An 11803-nucleotide genomic window follows, 5' to 3' on the forward strand; every position below is an offset into this window, starting at 1 on the left:
ATTTGCAACAGTCGACCTGCTTTCCTTGAGGAGGTCGCCAAGAATGACTATTCATCCGACGGAGCTGGAAATTAGATCCGAGTTCGCATTCCTCGAAATTCAGTTTTAACATCTTGAAGATCGAAATTTTACTTAACGAGAAGGCAAATTTCAATCCCGATCAACCGCGCGACGAGTGCGGACGCTGGTGCCTTCAGGGACAAAGTCATGTAGAGGTCATCAGAAAAGATCGAACCGGCGATCCAAAAATCGATGCTAAAACTGATTTGCTGCTCGATATTGTGAAAGAAGTCGTCCAAGAAATTGGTGCCGGAAGCGGTCCATTATATGGTGTATATATACATACAAATTCAGCGCAACGCATCCGCGATCTCAACCTGCCTGGAATTGGCAAAGACGGTGTTGAGCAGAGCTTCAGTGCCGGGGACCTTGTAAGGTACGGGCTCAATGGTAGCATTCGAACAGATGTTATTTTGCGTGATGCAGAAGGGACTAACGGGCGTGTTCTAGCAATTTGGGACTTCAAAACAGGTAATGCGCGCCTCACAGAAGCTCGCGCTGCCGAGATTCGAGCAGCCGCGGGGGTCGGCAAAGATGTGCCAATCATCGAAATTCACATCCTTCGCGGCATCAATGTCAAGCAAATCATCTCGACTTTTTATCAAGACAAAAGGTGTGCGCCCCTGAACAATCTATGAATTTATCCAATTAAAATGAGGCGCAAGACATGTCTTTTGAAGCATACATTTTCTGCGATCGCGCGATCAGATCGACAATCGACTGGCAGCGCCACATCGATGACTTAGGCTTCGAAGTCCGCATCGATTCCGATCGGGACCTCCTCACGTCGAAGGGACATCTTCCGGCCATCTGGCATGATCGCGAGGTCGGTTTCGAATTCGGGCCGATCGACTGCGAGGACGTTTTCAGAACCTACGACGACTTGGATCTGGGCGGGCCGTGGCGGCATGCCTTCGCCCTTTATTGGAATACGCTGCCGGGCTTCGTGGGCGCTTGGGTCTGCGCCGCGGCGTACGGGAAGGCCGTGGGGGCGTCGTCTTCGACCCTCAGGAGAGCGTTCTCCTGTCCCCGGACGCGGCGGTTCGCCACGCGCAGTCGGCGATCGATTCGCTGCCGTCGATCGAGGCACTGCTCGCGGCGCAGAGGCGGCGGTGAGCGCTGTTCCCGAATGTGCGGACGCGACTGCGCGCCGCCCATGGTCTCGATCCTGTTCAACTCACCTGCGCAGCGCGCAGGCGCTTCGAGCGGTGCGGTCTCGGCCGCACCGCTCCGGATGAGGCTCAGTTCTCCTCGTCGCCCGGCTCGAAGGTCTCGGGCATGGTCTGCTCGGCGCTCGCCACCGGCGTCGGTGCCGAGATCGTCGAGGGCACGTTCACGCCGTCGCGTTTGTAGATGTCGTCGCGGAACTGCACGAGGCCGTCCGGGGTCGACCAGGCCGTGATGTAGGTCCAGTAGACCGGCACCGGCTGGGTCAGGCGGGCGTCGACGCGCTTGCCGCTCTCGATCGCCTGCTCGACCTCGTTGCGGCCCCAGCCGGGCGTGTCCTTGAGGAGCCAGGTGATGTACTCGCGCACGTTCTGCACGCGCACGCAGCCCGAGGAGATGAAGCGGAAATCGTCGCCGAACACGCCCTTCGTGTTGGTGTCGTGCATGAACACGCCGTGCGGGTTCGGGATGTTGATGCGCACGATGCCCATCGAGTTGAAGTCGGCGCCCGAATCCTGGCGGTAGGTGTAGCGGGTGCCCTCGTCGGAGAACCAGTTGACCGACTTCGGCGAGACCTCGCCGGCGCCCGAGAGGATGCGGATCTTGTTGTCCGAGAGGTAGTTCGGATCCTTCTGCATCTTCGGGATCAGGTCCTTCTTCACGATGGAAGCCGGGACCGTCCAGGTCGGGTTGAAATTGATCTCGGTCGCCTTCGTGTTCATGATCGGCGACTGGCGGTCGATCTTGCCGACGCCCGCGGCGTGCAGGGTCACGACCTGCCCGTTCTCGACCGTCTGGACGAGGGCCGCCGGGATGTTCGTGATCACGAAGCGGTTGCCGAGGTTGCCCGCGTAGGAGCGCAGGCGCACGACGTTGATCTCGAGCTGGCGCAGCCGCACGTCGGCGGGGACGTTCATCGCCTGCTGCGTCGCCATGCTCATCTGGCCGGTCTGGCTGAGGCCGTGGCGGGCCTGGAAGCGCTTCACGGCGGCGGCGACGTAGGAATCGTAGACGCCCGAGGTGCCGGCCACCGGGTCGAGGTCGCCGGTGACGATCAGGCGCTGGCGCACGGCGGCGACCGCGGGGCCGCGGCCGCCGATGCGCAGGCGGTCCGCGCCGGAGACGGGACGCCAGCCGCCGCGGGCGACGATATCCCTATAGCGCTCGACCATCTGCTCGGTCGCCGCCACCGTCTGCGGCGACAGGATCGGCGTGAGGGAGCGCTGCACCTGCATGGCGGCGGGCGAGGCGTAGTCCTGCGCCCACTCGGCCTGGGCGAAGCCGCCGGCATCGCGGGCGGCGGCCGGCTGCGCGATCGCCACGGCGGCGAGGAGGGCGAAGCCGAGCGAGCGGGTGGTGTGGGCCTGGGTCAGCATCGGTCGGAAGCTCTGGTCCAAGAATGGAGCACGGCATATTCGGGCTGAAGGACGCCGACGCGCCGGAAACTGCGTGCCCTCAGGGTGTCGAGGTACGGTTAAGAACCCATGTTCTCCGGGCCAGAATGTGGCACGGCCGTGCTCCAGCGCACACGCCTCGGCCGTGCGGCCCTGCGGCAACAGCGCGGTGAGGGTGCCTGTTGCACGAATGGCGCGCTCCGGCACGATCGTTTACTGGGTGCCACGATGAGATCTGGGAGCAGGAAACGGAGCGCATGGCGCGCGGCGACGGCCGTGATCGCGCTCTACGCCTTGGTGCTCCAATTCGTGATCGCTGGGTTGATGCCGGTCGCGGCCTCGGGCCCCGACCGGATCCTCTGCCTTCACGCATCCGACATCGGTGCGGGCGAGGGAGAACCGGCGCCGATCCATCGCCACGCCGATTGCTGCACGGCGGCCCAGATCGTGGGAGCGGCCGAATTGCCGCGCGCTTCTGCGACGAGGGCGGACTGGCCGCGGCGTGCCGTGGTTCGGATCGCCTGGACTCGGGCGACCGAGGCCCTGCCGCGCGCGCCGCCCGGCCGGATCGCCCATCCGCGCGGACCTCCTGCCGGCTGAAGGTTCTCGCTCACCGATCCCTTCAGACGATGGACCACGACCATGTGCAGCATTTCCCGGGCCGCGCTCTGCGCCGCCCTCGGCCTCGCCGTATCCGCTCCTGCCTCCCACGCCCATGCGGTTCTCGAGCGGAAGGAGGCGAGCCCGAATGCCGCTTACCGCGGCGTCGTTCAGATCATGCATGGCTGCGACGGCCAGCCGACGACGCGGGTCAGCGTCACGATCCCGGAAGGCGTGACCGGCGCGAAGCCGATGCCGAAGGCCGGGTGGCAGATCACCACGGCGCGGGGAGCCTACGCGAAGCCCTACCCCTCCTTCCACGGCACCGTGAGCGAGGGCGTGAAGAAAATCACCTGGAGCGGAGGTGAGTTGCCCGACGATCAGGTCGACGAATTCACCTTCCTCGCGCGCGTCTCCGACGCGTTCGGCCCCGGCGCCACGATCTACTTTCCGGTGGAGCAGGATTGCGCGACGGGCGGCTACCGCTGGAGCGAGGTGCCGGTCGAGGGCCAGAAGTCAGCCGACCTCCAATCGCCTGCGCCGGCTGTGCGCGTCGTCGCTGCCGCCGAGCAGGGCTCCTCGTCGATTCCGGCGGCCCGCACGGGGCACCTCGCCATCGATACACCCTGGCTGCGCGCGACCCCCGGCGGCGCGAAGGTGGCGGGTGGCTACGTCCGCATCACCAACACCGGCTCGCAGCCCGACCGGTTGACCGGTGCGAGCATGGCCCTCGCCGGGCGCGGCGAGATCCACACGATGTCGATGGAGGGCGGCGTCATGAAGATGGCGCCCGTCGTGGGAGGCCTCGCGATCAAGCCCGGCGAGACCGTCGAGCTGAAGCCTGGCGGCCTGCACCTGATGTTCCTCGATCTGACAGGGGCCCCAAAGGTCGGTGAGCCGGTGAGAGGCACCCTGACCTTCGAGAGGGCCGGCGCCGTGCCGGTGACCTTCTCCGTGGCCCCGATCGGCGCTCAGGCGCCGACCGCCACGGGCGGCGGGCATCAGCACCACTGATGCGTACCCGCCCGGGAAGGATCGGGCGTCACGGGGCCCAGATCGAGGCACGCCGCAGGCGATCCCTGCGGCGTGGGCAATCCTCAGATCGGAACTGCGAGCGCGATCCGCGCGCTCGCGCCCTCAGTACAGGCCTCCGGCCTGCGCGGCACGGTCGGCGTCCGGCGGCACGGCGCCCGGCGGCGGAGCGGCAGGCTGAGCGACATAGGCATCCGGCGGTGCGGTGCCGGGCTTGAACGCCTCGAGGATCGTGCCCGCGCCCTCGCCCGAGCCGGCACGCATGCCGGACGAGGCGCTGACGCGGATCAGCTTGATGCCCGGCGGCACGCGGAACGGCGTCGGCGGCTTGTCCTTGAGCGCGTTCTTGAGGAAGTCGAGGACGATCGGTGCGGCGAGGCCGCCACCGGTCGCCCGATCGCCGAGGGAGCGCGGCTTGTCGAAGCCGAGATAGACGCCCACCGCGAGATCCGGCGAGAAGCCGACGAACCACGCGTCCTTCGCGTCGTTCGTCGTGCCGGTCTTGCCGGCGAGCGGCTTGCCGATCTGCTTCAGGATCGTCGCGGTGCCGCGCTGGACCACGCCCTCCATGATCGAGACCATCTGATAGGCCGTCAGCGGGTCGAGCACCTGCTCGGAATCGTCCACGAGCTTCGGCTCGTCCTGACCCGACCATTTCTCCGCGTCGCAGCCGACGCATTTGCGGTTGTCGTGCCGGTAGATCGTCTCGCCGGTCCGGTCCTGGATCCGGTCGATCAGCGTCGGGCGGATGCGGCGCCCGCCATTGGCGAGCATCGAGTAGGCGGTGACCATGCGCATCACCGTCGTCTCGCCGGCCCCGAGCGACATCGGCAGCACGGGCAGCATGTCGTCGTAGACGCCGAAGCGGCGGGCGTACTCGGCGATGAGCGGCATCCCGACATCCTTGGCGAGGCGCACCGTCATCAGGTTCTTCGAGTGCTCGATTCCGTACCGCAGGGTGTGCGGACCGCCCGACTTGCCGTCGTAGTTCGAGGGCGTCCATGCCTCCTGGCCCGGTCCCGCCTCGATGGTGATGGGCGAATCCTGCACGATCGAGGACGGGGTGTAGCCGTTGTCGAGCGCGGCCGAGTAGACGATCGGCTTGAACGACGAGCCCGGCTGGCGCTGGGCCTGCGTCGCGCGGTTGAACTCGCTCTCGTCGAAGGAGAAGCCGCCGACCATGGCGTGGACGCGGCCCGTATAGGGGTCCATTGCCACGATCGCGCCGGACAGTTCCGGCTTCTGCCGCAGACGGAACTGGCCACGGCCACCGTCCATCGCCTCGACGTAGACGACGTCGCCGGCCGAGAGCGCGCCGGCGCCGCGGCCGATCCAGCGCATGCCATCGGGAGGAATCGTGCCGGTTTCCCGTTCCTTGGTGACGGCGCCCGATGCTTCGCGCCGCGGCTGCAGACCGACCTGAACGGAGCCGCCGGCCGTCGAGAGAACCACCGCGAGCCGCCAGGGCGCGACATCCCCGAGAGCGGGAACCTCGGCCACGGCCATGCCCCAGTCGCGGCCGGTCAGGTCGACGCGAGTCAGGGGGCCGCGCCAGCCGTGCTGCTGGTCGTAGCGGATCAGCCCGTCGACCAGAGCCTTGCGGGCCCAGGCCTGCATCTTCGGGTCGAGGGTCGCGCGCACCGAGAGGCCGCCCTCGTAGAGCTTCTTCTCGCCGTAGCGCTCGGAGATCTCGCGGCGGACTTCTTCGGTGAAGTAATTGGCATTGGCGGCATTCGGGAAGGCGACGCGCGGGTTGACGCCGAGCGGCATCTTCCGGGCCGCATCCCCTTCCTCGCGGGTGATGTAGCCGTTCTGGGCCATCAGGCCGATGATCTCGTTGCGGCGATCAAGGGCCTTCTGGGTCTGGCGATAGGGGTGGTAATTGTTCGGCCCCTTCGGCAGGGCTGCGAGATAGGCGGCCTCGTTGATCGTCAGCTCGTGGACGGACTTGCCGAAATAATCGAGCGCGGCTGCCGCCACCCCGTGCAGGTTGCGGCCCGGCACGATCGTGCCGAGAAAGATCTCGTTGAGGTAGAGTTCGAGGATCTTGTCCTTCGAGTAGGTCGCCTCGATCCGCAGGGCGATCAGCGCTTCGCGGACCTTGCGGTCGAGCGTCTGCTCGTTGGTGAGCAGGAAGTTCTTGGCCACTTGCTGTGTGATCGTCGAGGCGCCCTGCTTCTTGCCGCTCTTGGCGTTCGTGAGAACGGCGCGGACGATGCCCTCGGGATCGATGCCACCATGCTTGTAGAAGTTTTTGTCCTCGGCCGAGAGGAAGGCTGCGACGACGATCTTGGGCATCGCCTGGATCGGCAGATAGAGACGGCGCTCCCGGGCATACTCAGCGAGCAGCGACCCGTCGGCGGCATGCAGGCGGGTCATCACGGGCGGCTCGTAATTCGCGAGCGCGGCGTGATCCGGCAGATCCTGGCTGTACTTCCAGTAGAAGAAGGCACCCGCCGCAGCCAGCAGGACGAACACCACGGCGCCCGCGCTGAACAGGAAGCCGAAGAAACGAAGGATCAAGCGCATCCGGTGTCCCGTCCGTCGATTGCTCTGCCGCCGCGGCGGGCCGCGCTTGGCCCCAGAGGCAGCCGGACACCACCTCATGGGCGGTATCCGAGGCTCATGGCGGTGGTGTCACGCCCCCGGGCGGATGTCGATCTCTCGACGCCGCGTGCGGGGCTGTCATGGACCCCGTATCGACACCGGATCTATGGTGAAACTGGGGCGATCGCGGCCGCCTTGCGCGCGGCCGGGCCGGGCCGGGTCAGGCTGGCGCGGTTCGAGAAGAAGAGGTCGACCGCCCTCGCCATCGAGCCCGTCACGCTCTCGCGCCACTCCTCCGACTGCAGGAGGTCGAGATCGCGCTTGCTCGACAGGTAACCGAGCTCCACCAGAACGCTCGGAACATCGGGCGAGCGCAGCACCTTGAAGCCCGCTTCGCGGTGAGGTTTGGCGCTCATCTCCATCACCGGGTCGAGCTGGCCCATCAGGGTGCGGGCGAAGCCCGACGAGAATCCGCGCGTCTCGCGCAGCGTGAGTTCCTGAAGGATATCCGCGATGTCGCCCGGTCCCTCGCTCGCATCGGTGCCGGCGGCGGCGTCGGCCTTGTTCTCCCGGTCGGCAAGCCGGGCAGATTCGGCGTCGGTCGCCTTCTCGGAGCCGGTGTAGATGGTGGCGCCCCGCACCTGCGGGGCGGCGGAGATCGAATCGGCGTGGATCGAGACGAAGAGGTCGGCCTTCGTCTCGCGGGCGATCCGCACCCGCTCGCCAAGGGGCACGAACACGTCCCGGTCGCGGGTCATGCGCACCCGGTAGCGGCCGCCGGCCTCCAGCCGCTTCGTCAGAGCCTGTGCGAAGCCGAAGACGATATCCTTCTCAAACACGCCGGTCGCGGCGATCGCACCCGGATCGATCCCGCCGTGGCCCGCATCGATCATGATCAACGGCCGAAGATCGGATGCATCGGCGGGCGCGGTGACTTTGCGCTGCGAGGGCGCCGGATCGCTGGCGACGGCCGCCCTCCGGAAGGCTTCCCGGTCCGTCTTCTGCAGTTCGATCGAGAACAGGACCGCGCCGTCCTTCGGGCGCGTCACAGACTCCGTCCGGACGACCGTCGCCGGCGCCGTGAGATCGATGACGATGCGCGAGCGGCCCGGCGCGAACAGGCCGTAGCGGTAGGATTGGATTAGCCCCTCGCGCCGGCGCCCACTCTCGGGGTCGAGCTGAAAGTTGAGCTCGGCGAGGTCGATCACGACGCGGTCCGGCCGCTCCATCACGAAGGCGCGCGCCTCGACCGCCTTGGAGAGGGTGAAGGTCAGGCGGGTCGTGCCGGTCGCGGTCGCGGAGACGTCGGCGGCGATCGCCACCGCCGCGTTGCGGCCCCTCGCGCCATCCTGTGCGCCGGCCGCACCCGCGCCGGCAAGGGCGAGCAGCAGGAGCGCGGATCGAATCAGGCGGGTGCGTGTCAGCATCTGTCGGCGGCTGTTCCCGATGCCTGGATTAGGACATAGGGCTGACAGGGTTAACCGATAGTTCCCTGCCCGGTTTCAATCGTACCAAAGCTGTGGCGGCGGCGCGACACCGGGCGACGCGCGGGACTTGAGGCGCGGCCGCTCAGGTCCGCTGGCGCACGACGAAGCATTCCAGGAGAAGTCCCAAGGTCAGCGAGAACAGCGCGAAAAGCATCACATAGGCGTAGTCCACCTTGACGCCGAGGCTCGGAAAATAACCAAGTCGCACCCACTCGATGATCTGCAGGGCCGGGTCCACTTGAAGGCGTTGTGGAGCTCGGGCGGCAGGTAGCTCGGCAGGAACATCACGCCGCTGAAGATAAACATGAGGATATTTTACAGCTGATAACCCATGATCCAGGCCGGGAAGAACGCCACGGTCTCGACATTTATCGTGCCGATCCCGATACCGAAGCAGATCGCCGCGAGGTCGCCGCTGATCGCGGTCATGGCGTCGGCCGGGCGCGGATCGACGCCGAGCGCGATCAAGATCGTGAAGACGCACAAGAGGCCGAGAAATCCCGTGACGGTCTCGATGATGACGTCTGCGAAGACGACGTGGAACACCTTGTACCTGACGATAGTCGGCCAGAGGACGTTTCATCATCACCGCCTTCATGACCTTGGGCGAGACGTACTGGAAGATCAGGCACGGCACCGCGCCGCTCGCGAAGAAGAGCGCCCGGCTGTCGCCGATCGGCGCCGGCACCTTGCGGAAGACGTGGATGGCGATGAGCATGAAGATGTGGACGACGGGCTACAGCACCACGACGGCGTAGCCCAGGTGCGAGCCGCCGAACCGGGTGCGCATGTCGCGGAGCATGAGCGCGTGCAGGACGCGTAGGTAGGATTCCGTCCCGCTGCGCCAGCCGGGAAGCGCTGCCGTCTCGCTGATCATGGGAGCTTCGGTGCGCTCGACAGGAGCGACGCTCCCTGACCGAGGATCGCGTCCGAAATATAAAGGCCCGCGGCCCGCGCGGCGCGGCTGAGCCGGCCCGCGCCGCCTTCGGATCTCCGTTGCCGCAGACGCTGCCGCGGCGCCGTCACTGTTCCCGCGCGAGCCGCAGGAGGTTCTGGCCGTAATTGGTTTTGGAGAACAGCTCATCACGGGCGATCAACTGCTCGCGGCCGATGAAGCCCTGTAGGTAGGCGATCTCCTCCAAGCACGCCACCTGAAGGCGATGTCGATGCCACTCGCGGCAAGCACGTCGGCCCGGTAGGTCTCCGAGAACCAGCCGCGGTCGTCGCCGTGCCGCTTCGGCACAATCCGCCTCACTGCGGGTATGTCGCACGCGATCACCTGCTCGTCGGCTTCCTCCTCCCGCGAACGGCCGTCGCCCCGGCCCGCCGATAGCGCGGTATCGTGGGCGGCAACTCCTCGCATCGAGCCATTCTCGCTGCCGACGCAAGCTGATAACCGCCCCTTCCGTCGAACCTCCAACGCCCGCGGACGCACGCTGAACCGCGCTTTGACCTTCCCGGCTCGAGGCTGTAGGCACTAGGGCAAAGCTAACCAATCGATCCCGATCACACGGACAAAGTGCCTGAAATGAGGAAAGCCCTTATCACCGGCGTCACCGGTCAGGATGGAGCATACCTCGCGCAGCTCCTGCTGCGCCACGGTTACTCCGTCTATGGGTTGGTACGCCGGTCGAGCACGACCGACGTGAACGACCTCCGTCTGCGCTGGCTGGGCATTGCAGACAAGCTTACCTTGGTGGATGGCGATCTGTCCGACCTGTCCAGTCTGATGAGGGCTATCCGTCAGATCGGACCGGACGAAGTCTACAATCTTGCGGCGCAGTCCTTCGTGAAGACCTCCTGGCAACAGCCGCTTTTGACGGGCGCGGTCACGGGGCTCGGCGGCGCACATATGCTCGAAGCCGTGCGCATCGAGAAGCCGGATGCACGGTTCTATCAGGCATCCTCCTCGGAGATGTTCGGTCTCATTCAGGAATCCGTCCAGAAGGAGACGACGCCATTCTATCCGCGCTCGCCCTACGCGGCGGCGAAACTCTACGCGCACTGGATGACGGTGAATTACCGCGAGAGCTTCGGGCTGCACGCGTCGAGCGGGATCCTTTTCAATCACGAGAGCCCGCTGCGCGGCATCGAGTTCGTGACGCGCAAGGTCACGGACGGTGTCGCCCGCATCAAGTTGGGTCTCGGGCACGAACTCCGCCTCGGCAACATCGACGCGCAGCGGGACTGGGGTCACGCCCGGGACTACGTGAAGGCGATGTGGCTGATGCTGCAGCAGGAGAAGGCAGACGACTACGTCATCGCGACGGGTCGCACCGTTACCGTCCGCGACATGTGCCGGATCGCGTTCGACCATGTTGGGCTCGACATGGACAAGTTTCTCGTCATCGACCCGAGCCTGTTCCGGCCGGCCGAGGTCGACATCCTCCTCGGCGACGCATCGAAGGCAAAGGCTAAACTCGGCTGGGAGGCCGAGACCTCGCTCGAAACGATGATCAAGGAAATGGTGGACGCCGACGTCCAACGGCTCTCGAACGTCAGATAGAACCGTCTCATTCGGTCGGCACTTTACAAGAAGCATCTTCATGTCCGAGAGAATCCTGATCACGGGTGCCGGTGGATTCGTAGGACGACACGTCATAGAGGCGCTGCTCGATCGGCCGGGCAAAGTGCACCGGATCTTCGCGGCCTGCCGGGCCGACTGCGGCGCCTTTCCGGCCTCCGTCGAACCGGTGGCGTTCGATGTGACCGAACCGCAGCAGATCCAGAGGGTCGTCGCCGAGACGAAACCAACTACGATCCTCCATCTCGCGGCGATCGCTGCGACCCAGGATGCACAGAAGGATCGCGGCTATACCTGGTCCGTGAACCTTACGGGGACGATGTCCCTCGCGGAGGCGACCCTGACGTCTGTACCGGACGCGCGCTTCATCTACATCGGGAGCGCCGAGGTGTACGGCAGCACGTTCCAGGTCCAGTCGGGCCCGCTGAACGAGGACGCTACGCTGCGTCCCACCACGTCCTACGCCGCGTCGAAGGCGGCAGCCGACCTCCTCGTCGGCCAGATGGTCCATTCCGGTCTCAACGCGGTTCGGTTCCGGCCATTCAATCACACGGGCCCGGGCCAGACGACCCGCTTCGTCGTGCCCGCCTTCGCATCGCAGATCGCCCGTATTGAGGCGGGTCTTCAGCCGCCGGTGATTAAAGTCGGCAATCTCGAACCGGCCCGTGACTTCCTCGACGTCCGGGACGTGGTCCGCGCCTACGTTCAGGCGATCTTTGCCGAGGACCTGCGGCCCGGCAGCATTTTCAACATCGCCTCCGGGACTCCTCGCAAGATCGCGAGCGTTCTCCGTGGCTTATGCGATCTCTCGCGGGTCGAGATCGCAGTGGAGCAGGATGCAGGCGTCCTGCGGCGCAACGAGGTCATGTCGGCGACCGGGAACGCCGAGGCCGGGCGGAGCGCGCTCGACTGGCAGCCGCGCATCCCATGGGAGGAAACCCTGCGCGACGTCCTCGAGGAACACCGAAACGCGCTGAGGGCGTAGCCGCCGC

At 65.9% G+C, this 11803-nt stretch carries 12 protein-coding genes and 2 pseudogenes; 6 read left to right on the forward strand and 8 right to left on the reverse strand.

All coding sequences use genetic code 11. The annotated features are described in order from the left end of the window. Positions 1-113: 113 nt before the first annotated feature. Positions 114-698, forward strand: a complete 585-nt coding sequence (locus tag DK389_RS32010) for a hypothetical protein (RefSeq protein ID WP_162560489.1) — start codon at positions 114-116, stop codon at positions 696-698. A gap of 603 nt (positions 699-1301) precedes the next feature. Here the strand turns inward: DK389_RS32010 and DK389_RS04235 are convergent. After that, on the reverse strand, positions 1302-2603 hold the full coding sequence (locus DK389_RS04235) for a L,D-transpeptidase family protein (protein WP_109887576.1): 1302 nt from the start codon (positions 2601-2603) through the stop codon (positions 1302-1304). A gap of 294 nt (positions 2604-2897) precedes the next feature. Between DK389_RS04235 and DK389_RS04240 the strand changes: the two genes are divergently transcribed. Both DK389_RS04240 and DK389_RS04245 read left to right on the forward strand, forming a co-directional pair. Next, positions 2898-3221 carry a hypothetical protein gene (locus DK389_RS04240; RefSeq protein ID WP_236960597.1) on the forward strand — a complete coding sequence of 108 codons (324 nt, stop codon included), beginning with the start codon at positions 2898-2900 and terminating at the stop codon, positions 3219-3221. Positions 3222-3263: 42 nt separating this feature from the next. Continuing rightward, a complete protein-coding gene (locus tag DK389_RS04245) occupies positions 3264-4235 on the forward strand; it encodes a DUF1775 domain-containing protein (RefSeq protein WP_109887578.1) in 972 nt (323 codons plus the stop codon). A 123-nt stretch (positions 4236-4358) separates the two neighbouring features. On the opposite strand, the gene DK389_RS04250 is transcribed toward DK389_RS04245, so the two are convergent. The 4 genes from DK389_RS04250 to DK389_RS33850 all read right to left on the reverse strand — a co-directional run bounded on the left by DK389_RS04250 (position 4359) and on the right by DK389_RS33850 (position 8833). Next, positions 4359-6782 carry a penicillin-binding protein 1A gene (locus DK389_RS04250; protein WP_109887579.1) on the reverse strand — a complete coding sequence of 808 codons (2424 nt, stop codon included), beginning with the start codon at positions 6780-6782 and terminating at the stop codon, positions 4359-4361. Positions 6783-6964: 182 nt separating this feature from the next. Next, complete coding sequence (locus tag DK389_RS04255) at positions 6965-8227, reverse strand: N-acetylmuramoyl-L-alanine amidase (RefSeq protein ID WP_109887580.1); 1263 nt, start codon at positions 8225-8227, stop codon at positions 6965-6967. Positions 8228-8369: 142 nt separating this feature from the next. Continuing rightward, the gene (locus DK389_RS33845; RefSeq protein ID WP_236960599.1) at positions 8370-8525 is read right to left on the reverse strand and encodes a hypothetical protein; all 156 of its coding nucleotides are present in this window, start codon (positions 8523-8525) and stop codon (positions 8370-8372) included. A 77-nt stretch (positions 8526-8602) separates the two neighbouring features. Further along, complete coding sequence (locus tag DK389_RS33850) at positions 8603-8833, reverse strand: hypothetical protein (RefSeq protein ID WP_236960601.1); 231 nt, start codon at positions 8831-8833, stop codon at positions 8603-8605. 50 nt (positions 8834-8883) lie between these two features. On the opposite strand from DK389_RS33850, the gene DK389_RS33855 reads away from it, so the two are divergent. Then, on the forward strand, positions 8884-9045 hold the full coding sequence (locus DK389_RS33855; protein ID WP_236960603.1) for a hypothetical protein: 162 nt from the start codon (positions 8884-8886) through the stop codon (positions 9043-9045). On the opposite strand, the gene DK389_RS33860 is transcribed toward DK389_RS33855, so the two are convergent. The 3 genes and pseudogenes from DK389_RS33860 to DK389_RS33865 form a co-directional block, all read right to left on the reverse strand. Next, positions 9024-9164 (reverse strand): hypothetical protein, encoded by a 141-nt coding sequence (locus DK389_RS33860; protein WP_236960605.1) that lies wholly within the window; start codon positions 9162-9164, stop codon positions 9024-9026. The genes DK389_RS33855 and DK389_RS33860 overlap by 22 nt on opposite strands. 145 nt (positions 9165-9309) lie before the next feature. Then, positions 9310-9456 (reverse strand): annotated as a pseudogene (locus DK389_RS04265) (glucose-1-phosphate thymidylyltransferase RfbA); the annotation flags it as partial. Continuing rightward, positions 9441-9566, reverse strand: a pseudogene (locus DK389_RS33865) (dTDP-4-dehydrorhamnose 3,5-epimerase); the annotation flags it as partial. The pseudogenes DK389_RS33865 and DK389_RS04265, both read right to left, overlap by 16 nt. A 249-nt stretch (positions 9567-9815) precedes the next feature. Here DK389_RS33865 and gmd point away from each other — a divergent pair. Together gmd and DK389_RS04280 are read left to right on the forward strand one after the other, a co-directional pair. Beyond that, complete coding sequence (gene gmd / locus DK389_RS04275; RefSeq protein WP_109887583.1) at positions 9816-10793, forward strand: GDP-mannose 4,6-dehydratase; 978 nt, start codon at positions 9816-9818, stop codon at positions 10791-10793. Between the two features lie 40 nt (positions 10794-10833). Next, positions 10834-11796, forward strand: a complete 963-nt coding sequence (locus tag DK389_RS04280; protein ID WP_109887585.1) for an NAD-dependent epimerase/dehydratase family protein — start codon at positions 10834-10836, stop codon at positions 11794-11796. The last annotated feature ends 7 nt before the right edge of the window (positions 11797-11803 follow it).

Origin of the sequence: Methylobacterium durans (assembly GCF_003173715.1) — a bacterium.
Taxonomy (GTDB): Bacteria; Pseudomonadota; Alphaproteobacteria; order Rhizobiales; family Beijerinckiaceae; genus Methylobacterium; species Methylobacterium durans.